This window comes from uncultured Psychroserpens sp. (assembly GCF_947492715.1).
Lineage (GTDB): Bacteria > Bacteroidota > Bacteroidia > Flavobacteriales > Flavobacteriaceae > Psychroserpens.
On sequence record NZ_CANLNS010000006.1, the window covers coordinates 201,348 to 220,471 of the forward strand.

Sequence of the window (19,124 nt, forward strand, 5' to 3'; positions counted from 1 at the left end):
TACTGTGAAAGACACTTTAAGTTACCTCGTATGGCACTTGTTAAAAACGCACAAGATAAGAGTTGATTTTGAAGAATTAACCTTCCAAATAAAAAGTCATCCAACCTACCCTAGCTTGCATGCCGTAACCGGAGTTTTAGACCATTTTAATATTGAGAATCTAGCTTTAGACATTCCTAAATCTGTAGAAACTCTTAAGCAGCTGCCTACAACATTTTTGGCTCAAATAGAAGAAGACAACGAAAAAGCGTTTGTCGTTGTGTCAAAAACTAAGAACACTTACAAGTTAGTTTCATCTAAAAAAGAGGTAAAAACAGAGTCTGCATCTAACTTCCTAAACCAATTTACAGGCATCGTATTAGCCGTTGAGAAAGATAAAATTGAGGTTAAGTCAGATTCACATCGCACTAAAACGCTTATAATTCAAATGCTTGTCATAAGCACTCTAATTTTATGTAGTATTTTATTATTTATTTCTACCAATAGCATCATTAGCACACTGTTTTTATGTCTTTCACTTGTAGGTGCATACCTTACTAAGACCATTTTAAAGCAGGAACAAGGCGAAGCTACAATACTTGGCAATGCTTTTTGTTCTAACACTTCAGAAAAGAAAAATTGCGATGCTGTCTTGTCATCAAAAGGAGCGACAGTAGTACAAGGAATCAAGTTAAGCGATCTAAGTTTTATGTACTTTACTGGCTTAACCCTAGCCAATGTATTGTTAATCATAAACAACTCTGCCTTATCCATTCTAATGCTAGTAAGTCTGATAGCATTACCAATAACCGTCTATTCTATATACTACCAAGCGCTTGTCATAAAAAAATGGTGTTTCTTATGCCTAAGCATTGTAGCATTAATGTGGATGCAGTCTTCAATCTCAGCAATATTCTTTGAACCTGTTTTTGAATTAAAAAGTCTTATAACAGTTTTACTTTCGTTTACAGTTGTTAGCTCACTTTGGCTGGTTCAGTCAAAGTTCCAAAAAGATAATAAGTCACTAATTTATACAAAACTTGAATACTTTAAATTTAAAAGAAACTTTCAGCTTTTTAATAATCAATTAAGTAAATCTAAAACAATAAATACACGAGTTAAAAATACTGAAGAAATCACATTTGGCAATCCAAACAGCGACCTTCAAATAACGATTATTACAAATCCATTATGTGGACATTGCAAACCAGTTCATAAATTAGTTGAACAAATAATACGCCTCTATTCTCAAACTATTAAACTCACACTAAGATTTAATGTAAGTACAAAGAACCCTGAGAATAGATCAGTTCAAATTGCCACACGTCTTTTAGAAATATATTACACTGAAGGTCCAGAAACCTGTATGAATGCGCTGCATGAAATATATGGTAATTCCTTGCCTGATGATTGGTTTAAAGAATGGCAATACTGTTCAGAACCATCAACATATTTATCAACCTTAGAAAGAACATATAATTGGTGCACTGATAATGCGATAAACTTTACCCCTGAAATTCTAATCAACGGCAAAGCTTATCCCACAATTTTTAACAGAAGTGACCTTGAGTTCTTTATTGATGACTTAATAGAACAATCTGCAACCGATAACAAAAACGTCGAGTTTTTACCAATTCAAGAAGCATAATATCATTAAAAGTTTTGAATTAAATGACATACCTGATGTAGCATTTTAAATGTTCATCGCTAAATGATTTATTAAAAATTGAGAAATAAATTCCCTACATATCAACAAACAGAAGCTAAAGATTGCGGTCCTACGTGTATAAAAATTATTGCAAAACACTATGGCAAAACAATCAACACTCAAGAACTCAGGCAGCTTAGTAGCACCACGCGTCAAGGTAGCAGTTTAATGGGCTTGAGCGATGCTTCAGAATCGATTGGATTTCGTTCTTTAGGTATTAAATTAGCTTTCAAAAAATTAATTGAAGCTCCTTTACCTTGTATAGTACATTGGAATAATGACCATTATGTTGTATTGTATAAAATTAAAAACGATACTGTTTATATTTCCGACCCAGCTCACGGGCTCATTACATATACTAAAAAAGAATTTATAAAATCTTGGATTGGTGAAAATGCAAATGAGAATACTGAAGAAGGTATTGCATTAATGATTGAACCTACCCCAACTTTCTACCAAACCGAATTTAATGATGATGAGACGTTTGGTTTCAGTTTTATTTTCAAATATTTATTTAAGTATAAGAAATTCATAATTCAGCTAATCATCGGGTTAGTTGCAGGAAGTTTATTGCAATTAGTTTTACCATTTCTAACACAAAGTATTGTTGATATTGGGATTCAAAATCAAGATCTCAATTTTATTTACCTCATCCTTTTTGCTCAACTAGCTTTATTTGTTGGGAAAGCATCTTTAGAAATAATTAGAAGTTGGATTTTACTTCATTTAAGTACTAGAATCAACATCTCATTAATTTCAGATTTCTTCATCAAATTAATGAAGCTACCTATCTCCTATTTTGATGTGAGAATGACTGGAGATTTATTACAACGTATCAATGACCATAAACGTATTGAACGTATTCTTACGACATCGTCCCTAACAATTCTATTTTCATTTTTCAACCTCATTATCTTCAGTTTCGTTCTTGCCTACTATAGTCTTCAAATATTTGGAGTATTTATCATTGGAAGCGCATTGTATATAGGATGGGTACTTTTCTTCTTCAAAAAACGAAAAGAACTAGACTATAAACGTTTTTCTAAAGTTAGTGAAGAACAAAGTAAAGTGATCGAACTCATTAACGGCATGCAAGAAATTAAACTGCATAATGCCGAACGACGAATGCGTTGGAACTGGGAATATGTTCAAGCAAAATTATTCAAAATTGCCTCAAAAAACCTTGCTTTAGAACAAACACAAAGTGTAGGCTCTAATTTGATTAATGAACTAAAAAACATGTTCATAACCATTTTATCTGCGACATTAGTTGTTGAAGGAAATATTACGTTGGGTATGATGATGGCTATTAGTTATATGGTTGGTCAACTCAATGGACCAATTGTACAACTCATTAATTTCATGAGAGAAGTACAGGATGCCAAAATATCTATCGAGCGTTTAGGTGAAATTCACAACATGGAAGATGAAGAAAAACCTGAAGATCGTAAAATCACTACAATTCCGAAGCAAACCGATTTAAAACTCAGCAATATTTCATTTAAATATACAGGAGGTTTAGATTCTGTAATAAAAGATTTGTCATTAACTATTCCAGCAAATAAAACAACTGCAATTGTAGGCACCAGCGGTAGCGGAAAAACCACATTAATGAAACTACTGTTGCGCTTTTATGACATTGACAAAGGTGACATTCACGTTGGAAATTTTAATTTGAACAGTATCTCACAACGCACATGGAGAGCCAATTGTGGTGTGGTTATGCAAGAGGGATATATTTTCAATGACACTATAGCAAATAATATTGCCGTAGGAGAAGACTACATCGATATTAATCGCTTAAAACATGCTATAGATGTGGCTAATATTTCAGACTATATAGATCAATTACCATTAAGCTATAATACCAAAATCGGAAGTGAAGGTAACGGATTAAGTACTGGTCAAAAGCAACGCTTACTCATTGCTAGATCTGTCTATAAAAACCCAAAGTTTTTATTTTTTGACGAAGCAACCTCAGCGTTAGATGCTAATAACGAAAAAGTAATTATGGAAAAACTCAATGCTTTTTTTAAGGACAAAACTGCTATAGTCATAGCACACCGATTAAGTACTGTAAAACACGCACATCAAATTGTAGTATTAGAACAAGGGAAAATTGTAGAAATAGGCAATCACAAACAATTGATCCAAAATAAAAGTAACTATTATAATCTAGTTAAAAATCAATTAGAACTAGGTAATTAAAAACATTCTCTCGCGAGGAATAGACACAACCCTTGGGTGTCTTTAAATGACCGAGGTTAATTTAATTTATTAAAACATTTTATTATGAAAAATTTAAAAAACTTAGGAAAAACATTAAACAAAATTGAACAAAAAGAAATTTTTGGAGGTATGCTTACGCATTATGATCCAAATTGTGATGATACTGAAACTTATGTAAGTCCAGGTTGTCCATGTTTTGCAAATTCTCAATGTGCAAACATGCAAAATCCAGATCATAATCAAGGATCTTATGATCCACTAGGAGGACCAAATCAAAATGGATCTGTTTTTGTGCAAGGGACTTGTGTAAATGGTGGATGTGTTGCCTAATCCAAAAAGCAATAAACAGGAGGTTGTTTACCAACCTCTTGTTTATTAACCCTTACAACGGTAATTAATCTTTTATTAGACTTATAAAATCCATGGAGATAGAAAACAAACCATTAGAACTTAGAAGTGAACAAATCCAGGAGCTCCTTAGTGCAGTGCCAAATTGGATGATTCGTTATGGAAACATATTGATATTAGGACTTATTATAATGCTTCTCATGCTCTCATGGTTTATAAAATATCCAGATGTTATTTCATCTGAAGCGCAAATAACAACAAAGCTTCCACCTCAAAAAAAATATGCCTTAGTCACAGGAAAACTGGATTCTATATTAGTTAATGATAGTGCTTCAGTTAAAAAAGGAATGATCTTATCTGTTATTGAAAACACAGCAAATTTTGAACACATTCAGCTCTTAAAATCTACGATTGATACTATCAGACCTAATCATAAGTCTTTTACTTTCCCAATAGACAAATTACCAGTTCTATTTTTAGGTGATATCGATTCTCAATATGCCTTATTCGAAAATAGCTACATAGAATATCAGCTAAACAAAAAACTCAAACCTTTTTCCAATGAGCAAAACGGAAATCGGTTCTCTAAGGCCCAGTTATACTCGAGACTAAAAATACTAGAATCCCAAAAAAACATTAATACCACCGAATTGGCATTTCAGAAAAAAGACTTGGAGCGTCAACAACATCTCTTTGACAAAGGTGTTATTGCAAAACAAACATTAGAAAATCAAGAATTAGCCTATCTTCAAGCCGAACGAAGCTATGCCAGCATGGACGCATCTATAGCCCAAATTAAAGAAGCTATAAGCAATGCAAACACAAATCAGGTATCAACGTTAATAAAGAAAACTAAGGAAGAAATTAGTCTACTTAAAAATGTCATTCAATCCTTCAATCAACTAAAAAGAGCCCTTAAAACTTGGGAAATGACCTACACAGTTACTTCTGACATCAATGGAAAAGTGGCTTTTTCTAAACTTTGGGTCAAAAATCAAACTATCAATCAAGGTGAGTTATTATTTACAGTTATTCCCGAAGAAAACTCCTCATACATAGCTAAGTTAAAAACGCCCGCTCAAAATTCAGGGAAAATAAAAGTTGGACAAACTGTGAATATTAAACTAGAAAACTTTCCAGATACAGAGTTTGGGACCATAAAAGGTCATGTAGAAGCCATTTCCTTGCTTACTGATGATCATGGCTATTATTTAATTACAGTAGCACTCCCATCTCAACTTATCACATCCTATAATAAAGAAATTATGTTTAAACATGAAATGCGTGGATCTGCAGAAATTGTTACTGAAGACCTACGATTAATTGAACGCTTTTTTTACCGCTTAAAAAATGTGTTCAAAAACTAAAAACATTCTCTCGCGAGGAATAGACACAAGCCTTGGGTGTCTTTAAATGACTACGGCTAATTTAATTTTAAATATTTTAATTATGAAAAATTTATTGAATTTAGGAAAAGGTTTAAACAAAGCCGAACAAAAGACCATACTAGGTGGAGGGTTAATTCACGTACCAGAAGAAGGACAAGAATGTATTGAAGGAATGTGTGCTAATATGCCAAACCCAGACTATGATTTAGGTCCTACAGGACATAATCCAGGTAATCCTGCCTTCGTACAAGGTGTTTGTAGAAATGGTGAGTGTTTTTACGCTTAATCTAAAAACAATAATCAAGAGGTTGTTTACCAACCTTTTGATTATTAACTTTCTTACAACAGTATTTAATTTTTTACTTCAAATCACTTAACAGTGCTTCCGCCTTAATATGATTATAGTATGATTTTTCAACAATCTCAGTAAGAAGGGCTTTGGCCTCATTAATCTTATCTTGTTTTAAACATAACAGGGCACTATACCAATACCCTTTTGGTGCATCAAGGAGGTCGCTTTTTATAAGTGTATTAAATGTTTGCTCGGCAGCATCATATTGTTCTAATTCAATTTGAGATAGACCTTGGTAAATATAAACTGCACCATTGTCTTTTGACGCTTTCAAGTACGATGTAAATATTTCCGATGCTTCTTCATATTGTTTGTTTTCAAAAAAGGTCTCAGCCTTAAATAAACCGTCCTTATCTTCTTCGCCTCGACTTACGAACGAAGGCAAATTTGAATAGTCTGAATAACTGCTATACAATTCGTCATTAGAGGTACCAAAATCAACAAACCATGACACTGCTAATAGAATAACCAACGAAGCGGCTATAGCATAAAAATAATAATTCTTCTTAGGTGCTACAGATAACTTCTGATTAGATTTGCCAACTTTTTCTATAAGATCTCTAGATTGCTGGCCTTCTTTACTTTTGATAAAATCTATCATGGCCTTTAGGTCTGCAGAATCTTCATTACTATTAAATTGCCAGTCTGTTTCACCTAAATTAGCATCCAGTTGTTTACTCAACTCTATATAAGATTTCAATTCTGAATTCAGCTCCATTTCACGCTCAAAAGCTATATTTTGCTCTTTTGTGAGTAAGCCTCTAAGATAATCTTCAGCACGGTTTATGTCCTTTTCAGATAGATTCATAATAATTTCAATTGCATGTATTTACCATCAGTTTTAATTAACTGTACCAGTTTGTTTTTACATTTAAAAACGCGTTGTCTCGCAACGTTTTCAGAGTTATAACCAAAATTTTGAGCAATATCTTTATAAGGTATTTTTTTAAAATAGCTCTTTAATATATTTTGGCAATTTTCTGATATCAGTTTAAGCTTTTCCTGAAAAAATTCCCATCGCTCCTGTTCAAGAACACTCAACGCAATATCTCTTTCTTCACTAACTTGTTCTTCAATAGAATAATTTGTTACCTCTTTTCTTTTCTTATTTAATTCTCGTCTCCATAGATTTCTACATGACACGAACAAAAATGCCTCAAAAGATGATGTAATTTGAAAAGGTCGTGTTTTAGCTCTTACTATAATTTGCATCAAAGCTTTTTGAAATATATCGTCGGCATCTGCGCGTTGACCATTATTTTTACCAATAAAAACGAGCACTTTATTAAAGGATTTTTGATAAATTTCTTGAACAATATGCTCTTCATTATGGATTAGCCCTTCTAAGTAATAGTTTGGGTCTTTCATAGAATACTACGTTATTTCAGTGTTTCTTAAAGTCACAAATATATAGATTTATCCGTTAGCGCTTTTTATACTTACCTGAATGACGCAAAACTTAATCTACTCCAATTTCAGTTATTTTAAATCAATACATTCCTGCATAAATAAAATATAATAATTTGACTATTATTCATCGCATCATCAAATTGGAATTAATATTTTCAATCTAGTTCAAATAAACTTTTATCTTTGATTGGGTAACAAAATATTCTTTCTAGAAACTATACTAAGAATCAAAAATATTTTATTATGAAAAAAATTAATTTAATGAAGAGTGTTAGTTCTGTATTAATCTTACTACTTGTATGTGCATGTACAAGCGATAATATTAACGAGGACCCCAATAACACCGAAGTTTCAGACACCGTTTTATTGAGAGGCGGAGGCAATTGTTTAGTAGATGATACCATTGAGGTTATTGTGGAGTATGGCTTTCCTTACCATGTGTTACCTAATGGGCAAATTTTGACTATTGCTCCTGAACAACAACAGGAAATTAAAGACGATTATTTTGATGAAATGTCTAGGCTTTTCACAATTTGTCGTGTTCTTAGAAGTAGTTGTGATAATGTAGAAAAGTGGATTGTACTTGAAGATGAGTATAACGCCGCTGGTGGTCCATCTTTGGAAACCAACAATAATTCAACAACTGAAGGAGAATCTGTTCTAAAAAATCCAGAAGATTATACAGGAGATTGTACCTTTAATTCTAAATCTTAAATAAACAAAATGGGAAAGAGAACAATCACTTCATATATTCAATATATACTTGTAATTCTCTTTTCCTTTTTTATTCACTTCTCCAGTGCTGCTCAAGATGCTTCTGAAAGCTACACTAGCATAAAAAATCTAAATCTTCCTTCTAAAGACACTGAACAAAAACTAGATAGTTTGTTTCAATCTTATGAGGATAAACAAAATTACAAAGCGCTATTCAACGATGCTTATCATTATGCCAGATGGTTATATTCTCAAAAGCCGAAGCAAATAGATAAAGCCATAAGTATTAGTCATAAGGCCATAAATTCTACAACAAAAGATTCATCCTATAATGACAGTCGCTTAGGCAGTTTAATGCATAATCTAGCCTATTTTTATAAGTATCAAAATAACATTCCAGATGCGGTAGCTACGTATCAATCGATTACTGAAAAAGTAAAATCTTTGAACCAAGTTTCAGATGCCTATTTAAGACTGGGTGAACTCTCTAGGCTTTCTGGTGATTTATACAAGTCTGCCGAATATTACGAGGCTTCAATTGCCTACGCAAAAAAAGACACCTTAGTCGATCCAAAAATTTCGAGGTCAATAGATGCCAGTATTATATATAAACTTATTGCAACGCCCAAAAGCTACGAACGCGGTATTGAACTATTGGAAGAAGCTGAAAAAGCTATCGTAAATAACACCATAGATGTATCAAAATTAAAAGCTAAAACATCTTTCTTTTTATACAATCATTTAGGCAACATTTACAATGAAAGCGGAAAGCACAATTACGAAAAGGTCAAAACATATTATGATAAAGCATTAGCTATTGCTATTGCCTCTAAAAACACCAGAGATATTGCTTCCATAAATAACGATTTAGGCTTTTTATTAATTCAAAATGAAGACCCGAATGCTATAACTTATTTAGATAATGCTTTGTCCTACCAACCAAATACAGAAACTACAGCCATTATTTATAGAAATAGAACTCGGCATTTTTTGCTTTTAAATGATGAGCAACGTGTTTTTGAGAATCTTCAAAAGTCATTTGAAACGCTTATCCCTAACATAGATAGCGCACAATTAAATAATGAAACCCTATCTCTATGTACATACAAATCAGGTCTATTAACTACGCTCATAATGCAAGGGCAAGCATGGTTGAAATTTTATGATCCTTCAAAACCCGAAACTCATGACTATCTTTCTAATGCGCTACGTGATTTTAAACAAGCAGATGATTGGGTTGATTTAATTCGCTTTAATAGTAATGAACAAAAAACGAAGTTGTTTTGGAGAACCATAGCTTCTGATATTTATACTAATGCAACTAAGGTTTGTTTTTTATTAAATAAACCAGAGGAAGCGTTTTACTTTATGGAAAAAAACAAGTCGTTACTTCTTTTGGAAGATATAACGCTTCAGCAACTTAAAGAAAAAGCCAATATTCCGTTAGATATTCAACAAGAAGAACTTCGCTTAAAACGTAATATAGTTGCTTTTACCGAGGACTTCCCAAAGGAAAAAAGTGCAGATCGCAGAGACACTTTACGATTACAAATGCTCCAGTCAAAAGCCTTATATGAGCGTTTTCTAGATTCAATTAATACAGATTACAAACAGTTTTATATAGGTCAACAACCTGCAAAAATTTTAACATTAAACGAGGCTCAAAAAACCCTTAGTGATGCTGATACAGTATATCTAAATTATATTTTGAATGACCAACATGGTTATGGCTTACTTATTACAAAAGACTCAAGTACTTTTTTTGAAATTGATAAGGTTTCAGAATTACTAAAAGATGCCACTCAATATCGTAAACTATTGGAAACACCTTTTGTTAATCAAGGCAATATCGACCTATACAATGAAGTATCCAAGGCTATGTATATTAAGTTATTTCCTAAATCAATTCATGGCAGTATTGAAGGAAAAAAACTAATTATAATTCCAGATTACTATCTTCAAAACATACCTTTTGAAGCCCTAAAAACCCTGGATAATAACAACTACCTCATTCAAAGTAACGATATTACTTATGCATATTCTATTTCTTTTTTAACCGAAAACAGCAAAAGACAACGTATTAATGACACACAGTTTTTTGGATTGGCACCAATTAATTTCACACAGAATTTGGTGAGTTTACCAAAAAGCAAAGAGGAAATAGAAAACATTTCGAAGTTGTTTTCTTCAAACATTTATATTAATGACAGTGCCTCTTCAAAAAACTTCTTTGATAACATAAACAACCATAGCATTATTCATTTAGCATCGCATGCCAACGCAAATGACAGTTTAAATCCTTGGATTGCTTATTCAGATAAAAAAATATCATTAAATGAACTTTACCTTAGTGAGAACTCTGCAGATTTAGTTGTATTAAGTGCTTGTCAAACGTCACTAGGCACTTTGAATAAAGGCGAAGGCGTTATGAGTTTAGCTCGAGGTTTTTTCAACACTGGTTCAAACTCAGTGTTATCATCGCTTTGGAATGTGAATGATAAATCCAGTTCAGAAATTATGATTGGTTTTTATAAAAACCTAAAACAAGGAAAAACCAAATCTGAGGCTCTGCGTTTATCAAAGTTAGATTATATTAATTCTCATGAGCTTAGTGATGCTTCCCCCTATTATTGGGCATCTTTTGTACTCATTGGGGATTCAGAAGCAGTGCCTTCTCTAGAAGGAAATTCTAAGCATTTGTTACTAATTATTGGTGTCATTTTAACACTTCTACTTTTAGTGTTTTTATATTTTAAGTTAAAAAAATAATTTTTTGGGTAACAGAATTTAAGTTGTTGAAACATTACACAAACAACTTCTATTTTTTATGCAAAATAGCCTAGCATTTTTAACTCAAGAATTACTAAAACGTCATGCTATTTCTATTGACAAGAAAGAACTTTATTTTCAAATTGAAAGCCATCCATCATATCCAAGTTTACATGCTATTACCGGAGTTTTAGATCATTTTAATATTGATAATATTGCTCTCGATATTCCTAAAACAGAAGAAACATTAGCACAACTACCTAAAACGTTTTTAGCTCAAATTAATACAAGCGATGGGCTCGAGTTCGTAATTGCCGTTAATGAGGGTCTCCATTATCAACTTATCAAATCTTCAAAGCAAAAAATAACGGTATCAATAAAAGATTTTTTACAGTTATTTACAGGAATTATTGTTGGTGTTGAAAAATCTGAATTTATAGTTGAAGACACCCAAGCAAATTTAATGTTTAATCAAATTTTAATTGTATTAAGCATCATCACGGTTATAGGCATATTCTTTATGATAAAGCCTCCTATTCTAACGCTTTCTTTTTTAGTAATAAGTTTAGTTGGACTGGTATTAAGTATTGCCATAAAAAAACAAGAACACGGACAAGAGACAGTTTTAGGACAGGCATTTTGCTCTAATGAATCTGAAACCAAAAATTGTAATGCCGTCTTAACATCTAAAGGTGCTTTTCTGTCAAAGAACTATAAATTAAGTGACCTCAGTATTATTTATTTTATCGGACTTTCATTAACCACGTTTAGTCTTATTTTATTGAACCAAACATTAACAGTGCCTTACCTTATAAGTGTGGCAACTCTTCCTATTACCATCTATTCCATTTATTATCAGTCTTTTGTCTTAAAAACATGGTGTTTTCTGTGTTTGAGCGTTGTTGGTATCTTATGGATACTATCTGTTTTTATATTTGTTGATAGTACAAGCGTAGCGATCGATTCTAGTTTAAAAATCCCTGTGGTCTTAGGAGCTTTCAACTTCATAATAACTCTTATAATATATAACATTATATCACCAAAACTTAATGAATTAAAAGCCTTAAATAAAACAAAGGTTGACTTTCATAAGTTTAAAAGAAATTTCACCCTTTTTAATACGCTACTGGAGAAATCAAAACCAATTAATACGACAATAACTCATGATTTTTCAGGCATAATAATGGGCAACCCTGAAGCTAAACTCGAAATAACTATCGTCACTAATCCTTTTTGTGGCTACTGTAAATCTGTTCATACTTCAATTGAAAACATTTACAGAAAATATGGCAAGAATGTTATGCTCCAAATTAGGTTTAATGCTAACCCGAGTGAACAGGATCATAAAAGTACAAAAGTGGTTATAAGATTATTGGAGCTATATCATGTTAACGGTCTAGAATCTTGCATGATTGCCATGAATAGTATTTATAATAATCCAAATGAAATCTCGTGGTTAAAAGAATTCGGTGCATGTAGCAACGCTGAGTACTATAGTGCTATACTAGAAAAACAATATAAGTGGTGTGTAGACAACCAAATCAATTTCACACCAGCAATTTTAATAAATGGTAAGAGCTACCCTAACGATTACAGTAGAGACGATCTTATTTTATTTATTGAAGAATTGCATGAAAACTGTTGTATTGAGCATGCAGATTTACAACTAACAACATAAACAACAAAGCCCTTATAAATAAGGGCTTTGAGCGTTGAACAATATTCTCTCGCGAAGAATAGACACACACTGTGAGTGTCTCTAAATGTTCACAGCAAATATAATTTATTAAAACTTTTTAATTATGAAAAATTTGCAAAACATGAAAGGTGCAAAAGCACTGAGTAAAACACAGCAACAATCAATTAATGGTGGTGGCTTACAAAAAGCAGGAAACGTTTGTAGTCAAGTATGCCCAAATGGAGCCTATGGTCACAGGTGTGATCTTCATGCCGGTTGCCCTGGCTCTAATGATGGCATGTGTGATGGAAATGGTGGTTACTACTTACTGTAACACTTTTTCAGATTTTTTAAATACAAATATTAAAATTTAAACAAAATGAAAAATTTGAAAAATTTGAAAGGAGCAAAAATGCTAAGTAAGCAAGAGCTCCAAACTGTTAAAGGAGCAGGACCATGTCCTGTACCACAAACTCAAGCGCAATGTCAGGCTATAGGTGGTTATTGGCTACCTAACAATATGTGCTTGCACTGGGTTAACTACTGCTTATAAAGCAGAAGAGTTGCATTATTCAGTAGGACGCAAGCTGTGAGCGTCTTTAAATGTTCACAGATTTAAATATTTAAAATTCATATAAAATGAAAAAATTAAAAAATATAAAAGGTGCTAAAGCACTTGATAAAAAGGAACAACAATCTATCAATGGAGGAATGCCAACACCCGTACCAGTCAACAGACCATGTGGTGACACAGGTGGAGCACCAGTATCTTCTCACTGGTGTATTATTGGAACTGGAGGATTCATTTGGTATAACGGCGTTTGCTACGTTTGTTACTAATCATAGAATTTAACAAAGTAACTAGCTCTTTTAATTAAGGGCTAGTTTCTAAAAAAATATAAATATCAAAATTTAAACAAAATGAAAAAGTTAAAAAATTTAAAAGGTGCTAAAGCACTTAGTAGAGAACAACTACAATCTATTAATGGTGGAGATGCCAAGGCTGATTGCGAAAGTGGTGGAGGCACATTTACTTGTGAAGGAGGGCCTTGGTTCTATGTTTGCACTTGTAGTTGTCCAAATCATCACGGTCAACAAAACAAATAAACTTTAGTAGTCGATTCAATTATGAATCGGCTACTATTTAAAAAAATTCAGACTTATTAGAACCTTTTTTAGCATAAAGCATTGAGAAAATTCCCTTCATATAAACAAATAGAATCCAAAGATTGCGGACCAACCTGTATCAAGATTATTGCTAAACACTACGGCAAAGTCATTAATGCAGAGCAACTACGAAAACTAAGTGAAACTACAAGAGAAGGTAGCAGTTTACTTGGTTTAAGTGATGCCGTAGAAAGCATAGGGTTTCATTCTATAGGTGTGAAAATTTCATACGACAAACTAAACGAAGTTCCTTTACCTTGCATTTTACATTGGAATAAGAACCACTATGTGGTTATCTATAAAATAAAGAAAGATATTGTATACATTTCAGATCCCGGTCATGGTCTAATTACATATACCAAAGAAGACTTTATAAAGCATTGGATTGGCAATAACGCCAACGAAAACACAGAAGAGGGTATCGCCTTATTATTAGAACCCACACCCCTATTTTACGAAGAAGAGTTTGATAAAGATGAGAACAGTTTTGGCTTTGGTTTCATTTCAAAATATTTGTTTAAATACAAAAAATTTATTATCCAGCTCATCATTGGACTCTTAGCTGGTAGTCTGCTACAACTTATTTTACCTTTTTTAACCCAAAGCATTGTTGATGTTGGTATCAAAAATCAAGATCTTAATTTCATATACCTCATATTAGTTGCTCAACTGTTTTTATTTATTGGAAAAGCGGCACTTGAAATTATAAGAAGCTGGATTCTTCTTCATCTCAGTACTCGAATTAATATTTCACTAATCTCAGATTTCTTTATCAAATTAATGAAATTACCTATTTCATTTTTTGATGTAAAGATGACTGGAGACCTCCTTCAGCGTATTAACGATCACAGTAGAATTGAACGTGTATTAACGACCTCATCATTATCGATGTTATTTTCATTTTTCAATCTTATTGTTTTCAGCTTTGTTTTAGGTTTTTATAGCCTTCAAATCTTTGGAGTTTTTCTTTTAGGTAGCCTACTCTATATAGGTTGGGTTCTTTTCTTCTTCAAAAAACGAAAAAAATTAGACTACAAACGCTTTTCACAACTTGGTCAAGAGCAAAGTAAGGTTATTGAACTTATCAATGGTATGCAAGAAATCAAATTGCACAATGCCGAAAAACGCATGCGCTGGAATTGGGAATTTACACAAGTTAGATTATTTAAAATTGCAACAAAAAATTTAGCACTGGAACAAACACAAAGTGTTGGGTCTAATTTTATCAATGAACTAAAAAATATGTTCATCACCATTTTGTCTGCAAAATTAGTTATAGATGGTGAAATCACTTTAGGTATGATGCTCGCCATTACTTATATCGTAGGTCAATTAAATGCTCCTATTACTCAATTAATAAGTTTTATGAGAGACATTCAGGACGCCAAAATATCTCTTGAACGTCTGGGAGAAATTCATAATAAAGAAGATGAAGAACATATTAATGATGATAAAATAACCGATATCCCAGAAAATGCATCCATCATTCTCAATAATGTTACTTTTCGATATACGGGTGGTTTAGAACCTGTTATAAAAGACCTTTCTCTTACGATTCCAGCAAATAAAACAACCGCCATTGTTGGTGTTAGTGGTAGCGGAAAAACGACTTTAATGAAGTTGTTACTGCGGTTTTATCATGTCGATAAAGGAGATATTCAAATCAATAATTTTAATCTAAATAATATTTCACAAAAAGTTTGGAGAGACCATTGCGGTGTTGTCATGCAAGAAGGTTACATTTTTAATGACACTATTGCCAATAACATAGCTGTTGGTCACGACCATATAGATAAAGATAAACTGATACATGCTATAGATGTTGCCAACATTTCCGACTTCATTAATGGCTTACCGTTAGGGTTAAACACAAAAATTGGTGCTGAAGGCTCTGGGTTAAGTACTGGTCAAAAGCAACGCCTTTTAATTGCTCGTTCTGTATATAAAAATCCTAAATTTTTATTTTTTGATGAAGCCACATCAGCTTTGGATGCCAATAATGAAAAAGTCATTATGGAAAAACTAAATACATTTTTTGCAAATAAAACTGCCGTTGTAATAGCACACAGATTAAGTACAGTAAAAAACGCACATCAAATTGTTGTTCTAGACAATGGAAAGGTTGTAGAAATAGGTAATCATGAATCTTTAATAAAACAAAAAGGAAACTATTATAATCTCGTTAAAAATCAACTCGAATTAGGAAAATAATTATGCCAATCAATACAACAGATATAGAATTACGAAGTGAAGAAGTTCAAGATGTACTTGAATCTGTACCTCATTGGATGATACGCTATGGTAACATGGTTCTTTTGGCACTCATAATAATGTTGCTATTTATATCGTGGTTTGTTAAATACCCAGATATTATTACCTCTGAAGCTGCTGTAACCACAAAACTTCCTCCTCAAAAAAAATATGTACGGCTATCAGGCAGATTAGACTCGCTGTTTGTAAAAGACAATCAAATGGTAAACAAAGGTGATATCTTAGCACTTATTGAAAATCCAGCTAACTATAATCATATAAAACGTCTTAAATCTACTATAGATACTATAAAACTCAATGACAAAAAATTCTCTTTTCCTTTGGAAGAACTTCCAATTCTATTTTTAGGTGAAATTGATTCTGAATATGCGCTTTTCGAAAACAGCTATTTACAATATCAACTCAATAAAGAACTTCAACCTTTCTCTAATGAACAAAACGGAAATAGGATTTCAAAGGCACAACTATACGCCCGACTTAATACACTTAAAAATCAAAAAACAATTCAGAAGCAGGAACTAGATTTTCAGAAAAAAGAATTAGAAAGGCATCAAAAACTCTTTAATAAAGGTGTGATTTCAAAACAAGAAATTGAATCTAAAGAACTGGTATATCTGCAATCCGAGCGTAATTACGCCAATATGGATGCTTCTATATCTCAAATCCGTGAGGCTATTGGAAATGCAAACACCAATACCATTAACACCACAATAAATCAAACCAAGGAAGACATAGGTCTCCTAAAAAACGTTATCCAATCTTTTAACCAGCTTAAAAGGGCTTTAATTAGTTGGGAAATGAAATATGCCGTGGTATCAGATATGGATGGAAAAGTTGCTTTTTCAAAATTATGGGTTACCAATCAACGTGTTAATCAGGGCGATTTATTATTTACAATTATTCCAGAAGAAAATTCTGCTTATATCGCAAAACTAAAAACACCAGCACAAAACTCTGGTAAAATTAAAACTGGACAAACAGTAAACATTAAACTGGAAAATTATCCCGACACAGAATTTGGAACAATCCAAGGTCATATCAAATCCATATCTCTTTTACCAGATGAAAATGGATTTTACCTTATCACCGTATCGCTTCCAGACAAACTAATAACCTCGTATAAAAAAGAGATTCCTTTCCGATATGAAATGCGTGGTTCGGCAGAAATAATAACAGAAGATTTGAGATTAATAGAACGCTTCTTTTATCAGCTAAAGAACGTATTTAAATAACAATAACATTCTCGCGAAGAACAGACGAGAGCTATGCACGTCTCTAATGAACCATAGCACATTTTAATTTAAACTTTTAATTATGAAATATTTAAAACGCTTAAAAGGTGCAAAAAACACTAAACAAGAAAGAGCAAAAAAGAAATTAATGGAGGTATGACACCAATACAATTATGGGTTGGGACAGGTACTGGCAGTGCTAGTATTGTTAGTCACTCTAGCGCACGTATTAGTTATAAAGGTAAATGTACAATTAACGCTTACTTAGTGGCTTGTACTGGAATTGGAGATCAATTTTGGTTCTATTAATTTTTTTCTGATCTCTATTATTGGGAAAGCGAAAGCTTTCCCTTTAATAATAAATACTTCTTTCACTTTAAAGTCGTTAAAAACTCCTGCCCTCACTTCTCTATTCTACAACATGCTTCCCAAATGTTAAAAATACTTCAAGAGGGTAACAAAGCAAATAAGCCAAGAACTCTTAACAAACAATTTCAATTGAAAAGTTGATTATTAAATGACACTTCAATGTCATATTCATTCATAGTGATATGCGCTAGGTTAAGCCTAAAAAAAATAGGTTTCTAATAGTAACAACTGTTTAACAAGATTTTGTTTAAGATATCAATGCATTATATCCTGTGTCTATCTACAAACACATAATTGTGGGTCGCGGAAACTGAAAAGCGTAAGAGTAAGTATCATAAAATAATGAAAATAATGAAAACTATTACAAAACTGTCATTCTCAGTATTGGTTTTACTTTTAAGTTTAAACCTGAGTTACGGTCAAAAAGGAATTAGACCGATAGATGATTGCAACTTAATTGATATTCATCAACCCTTAAATAATCCTAGTTTATTCAACTGCACATTTAGTTGGCATGTAAAAGAAGATTCTGGTAATACACTTAACTATCAATTTACAGTAAAGAATTTATCCAACAATCAAACCGAAATATTAGCATTTGGTTCTGGCAATAATATCTTTAGTACGTCATTCGACTATAGTAATTATGCTGGAGGAACATATCAAGTATGTCTAACACTTTCTGTCCCAAATGGGTCTAGAACGCCTTGTCAAGAAACTGTTTGTACAACATTTACACTACAAGATGATGATGGTGATAATATACCAAATGAATGCGACAATTGCCCAGATGACTACAATCCTAGTCAAACAGATAGCGATAATGATGGTATAGGAGATGCATGTGAAGATATAACTGTTGAAGGTTGCGAAGCCTCAGTTGATGACATTTGGTGTAATGTCAATAACGGGCCAAATTCTGCAACTTACCCAACACTAATAAATAGTGAAGTATTACTCACAAATCCATTTTCAAATCCAGCTTCTGGTTATGTACGCTGGAATGATGCCTATCTAAACGGACAACAGGCTGCTGGTGGTGTTTTTGGAAACTTGGCTGTTGGTGCCCAAAATCTTCTATTCCCATCTCAATTTTATGTGAATATTTCTACTCAAACAACAAACTGGCCATCTGGATTCTATGTACCAATGGAAGTTAAATATGTAGATAATGTAACTGGAGCTGAATGTTATGTAACGTTAAATCCACTTATTACTGATCCTTGTGATTCTATTGGACAGCAAAGAGATCATTCGGAAGATGGAATTAAGGTTTACCCTAATCCAACAAAATCAAAGGCTGATATTAAATTTGAAGGTATTGATCTTAACGACATAAATTCTATAGAGGTTTTAGATTTACGCGGAAATTCTAAATCGAAAACGAATCCGTCGACTAATACATTACGTTTAAAAAACTTAGCACCAGGCATGTATGTCATAAAATTTGACACTAAAGATGGTGTCAAACTTAAGAAAATCATTGTTGAATAATTTTCTCAGTTGCTAA

Annotated in this window: 18 protein-coding genes; 16 read left to right on the forward strand and 2 right to left on the reverse strand. The window is 32.5% G+C overall.

Annotated elements, in window-relative coordinates; all coding sequences use genetic code 11:
* Nucleotides 1-4 precede the first annotated feature (4 nt).
* The 5 genes from Q0787_RS15225 to Q0787_RS15245 all read left to right on the forward strand — a co-directional run bounded on the left by Q0787_RS15225 (nt 5) and on the right by Q0787_RS15245 (nt 5,938).
* Nucleotides 5-1,627 (forward strand): vitamin K epoxide reductase family protein, encoded by a 1,623-nt coding sequence (locus Q0787_RS15225; RefSeq protein WP_298903691.1) that lies wholly within the window; start codon nt 5-7, stop codon nt 1,625-1,627.
* A gap of 78 nt (nt 1,628-1,705) precedes the next feature.
* Entirely contained in the window at nt 1,706-3,895 is a 2,190-nt protein-coding gene (locus Q0787_RS15230; RefSeq protein ID WP_298903692.1) for a peptidase domain-containing ABC transporter, read from the forward strand.
* An 84-nt stretch (nt 3,896-3,979) separates the two neighbouring features.
* Nucleotides 3,980-4,246, forward strand: a complete 267-nt coding sequence (locus Q0787_RS15235; protein ID WP_298903693.1) for a hypothetical protein — start codon at nt 3,980-3,982, stop codon at nt 4,244-4,246.
* Between the two features lie 92 nt (nt 4,247-4,338).
* Nucleotides 4,339-5,631, forward strand: coding sequence for an HlyD family efflux transporter periplasmic adaptor subunit (locus Q0787_RS15240; RefSeq protein ID WP_298903694.1), 1,293 nt, complete (start codon nt 4,339-4,341; stop codon nt 5,629-5,631).
* A gap of 82 nt (nt 5,632-5,713) precedes the next feature.
* Complete coding sequence (locus Q0787_RS15245) at nt 5,714-5,938, forward strand: hypothetical protein (RefSeq protein ID WP_298903695.1); 225 nt, start codon at nt 5,714-5,716, stop codon at nt 5,936-5,938.
* Between the two features lie 73 nt (nt 5,939-6,011).
* On the opposite strand, the gene Q0787_RS15250 is transcribed toward Q0787_RS15245, so the two are convergent.
* Both Q0787_RS15250 and Q0787_RS15255 read right to left on the reverse strand, forming a co-directional pair.
* Nucleotides 6,012-6,812, reverse strand: coding sequence for a tetratricopeptide repeat protein (locus Q0787_RS15250; RefSeq protein ID WP_298903696.1), 801 nt, complete (start codon nt 6,810-6,812; stop codon nt 6,012-6,014).
* The gene (locus Q0787_RS15255) at nt 6,809-7,372 is read right to left on the reverse strand and encodes a sigma-70 family RNA polymerase sigma factor (protein ID WP_298903697.1); all 564 of its coding nucleotides are present in this window, start codon (nt 7,370-7,372) and stop codon (nt 6,809-6,811) included. The genes Q0787_RS15250 and Q0787_RS15255 overlap by 4 nt, the downstream gene beginning before the upstream one ends.
* Before the next feature lie 285 nt (nt 7,373-7,657).
* On the opposite strand from Q0787_RS15255, the gene Q0787_RS15260 reads away from it, so the two are divergent.
* From Q0787_RS15260 to Q0787_RS15310, 11 genes are all read left to right on the forward strand, one after another.
* Nucleotides 7,658-8,128: a hypothetical protein gene (locus tag Q0787_RS15260; protein ID WP_298903698.1), complete on the forward strand. Its 471-nt coding sequence runs from the start codon at nt 7,658-7,660 to the stop codon at nt 8,126-8,128.
* A gap of 9 nt (nt 8,129-8,137) precedes the next feature.
* Nucleotides 8,138-10,897, forward strand: a complete 2,760-nt coding sequence (locus Q0787_RS15265) for a CHAT domain-containing protein (RefSeq protein WP_298903699.1) — start codon at nt 8,138-8,140, stop codon at nt 10,895-10,897.
* A 58-nt stretch (nt 10,898-10,955) separates the two neighbouring features.
* Nucleotides 10,956-12,575, forward strand: coding sequence for a thioredoxin domain-containing protein (locus Q0787_RS15270; RefSeq protein WP_298903700.1), 1,620 nt, complete (start codon nt 10,956-10,958; stop codon nt 12,573-12,575).
* A gap of 124 nt (nt 12,576-12,699) precedes the next feature.
* Nucleotides 12,700-12,909 carry a hypothetical protein gene (locus Q0787_RS15275; protein WP_298903701.1) on the forward strand — a complete coding sequence of 70 codons (210 nt, stop codon included), beginning with the start codon at nt 12,700-12,702 and terminating at the stop codon, nt 12,907-12,909.
* 45 nt (nt 12,910-12,954) lie between these two features.
* Entirely contained in the window at nt 12,955-13,128 is a 174-nt protein-coding gene (locus Q0787_RS15280) for a hypothetical protein (RefSeq protein WP_298903702.1), read from the forward strand.
* Nucleotides 13,129-13,214: 86 nt separating this feature from the next.
* Complete coding sequence (locus Q0787_RS15285) at nt 13,215-13,415, forward strand: hypothetical protein (RefSeq protein ID WP_298903703.1); 201 nt, start codon at nt 13,215-13,217, stop codon at nt 13,413-13,415.
* 81 nt (nt 13,416-13,496) lie between these two features.
* Nucleotides 13,497-13,682: a hypothetical protein gene (locus Q0787_RS15290; RefSeq protein ID WP_298903704.1), complete on the forward strand. Its 186-nt coding sequence runs from the start codon at nt 13,497-13,499 to the stop codon at nt 13,680-13,682.
* A gap of 81 nt (nt 13,683-13,763) precedes the next feature.
* The gene (locus Q0787_RS15295; RefSeq protein WP_298903705.1) at nt 13,764-15,953 is read left to right on the forward strand and encodes a peptidase domain-containing ABC transporter; all 2,190 of its coding nucleotides are present in this window, start codon (nt 13,764-13,766) and stop codon (nt 15,951-15,953) included.
* A 2-nt stretch (nt 15,954-15,955) separates the two neighbouring features.
* The gene (locus Q0787_RS15300; RefSeq protein WP_298903706.1) at nt 15,956-17,245 is read left to right on the forward strand and encodes an HlyD family efflux transporter periplasmic adaptor subunit; all 1,290 of its coding nucleotides are present in this window, start codon (nt 15,956-15,958) and stop codon (nt 17,243-17,245) included.
* Nucleotides 17,246-17,401: 156 nt separating this feature from the next.
* A complete protein-coding gene (locus Q0787_RS15305; protein ID WP_298903707.1) occupies nt 17,402-17,554 on the forward strand; it encodes a hypothetical protein in 153 nt (50 codons plus the stop codon).
* Nucleotides 17,555-17,965: 411 nt separating this feature from the next.
* Nucleotides 17,966-19,108, forward strand: a complete 1,143-nt coding sequence (locus Q0787_RS15310; protein WP_298903708.1) for a T9SS type A sorting domain-containing protein — start codon at nt 17,966-17,968, stop codon at nt 19,106-19,108.
* Nucleotides 19,109-19,124 lie beyond the last annotated feature (16 nt).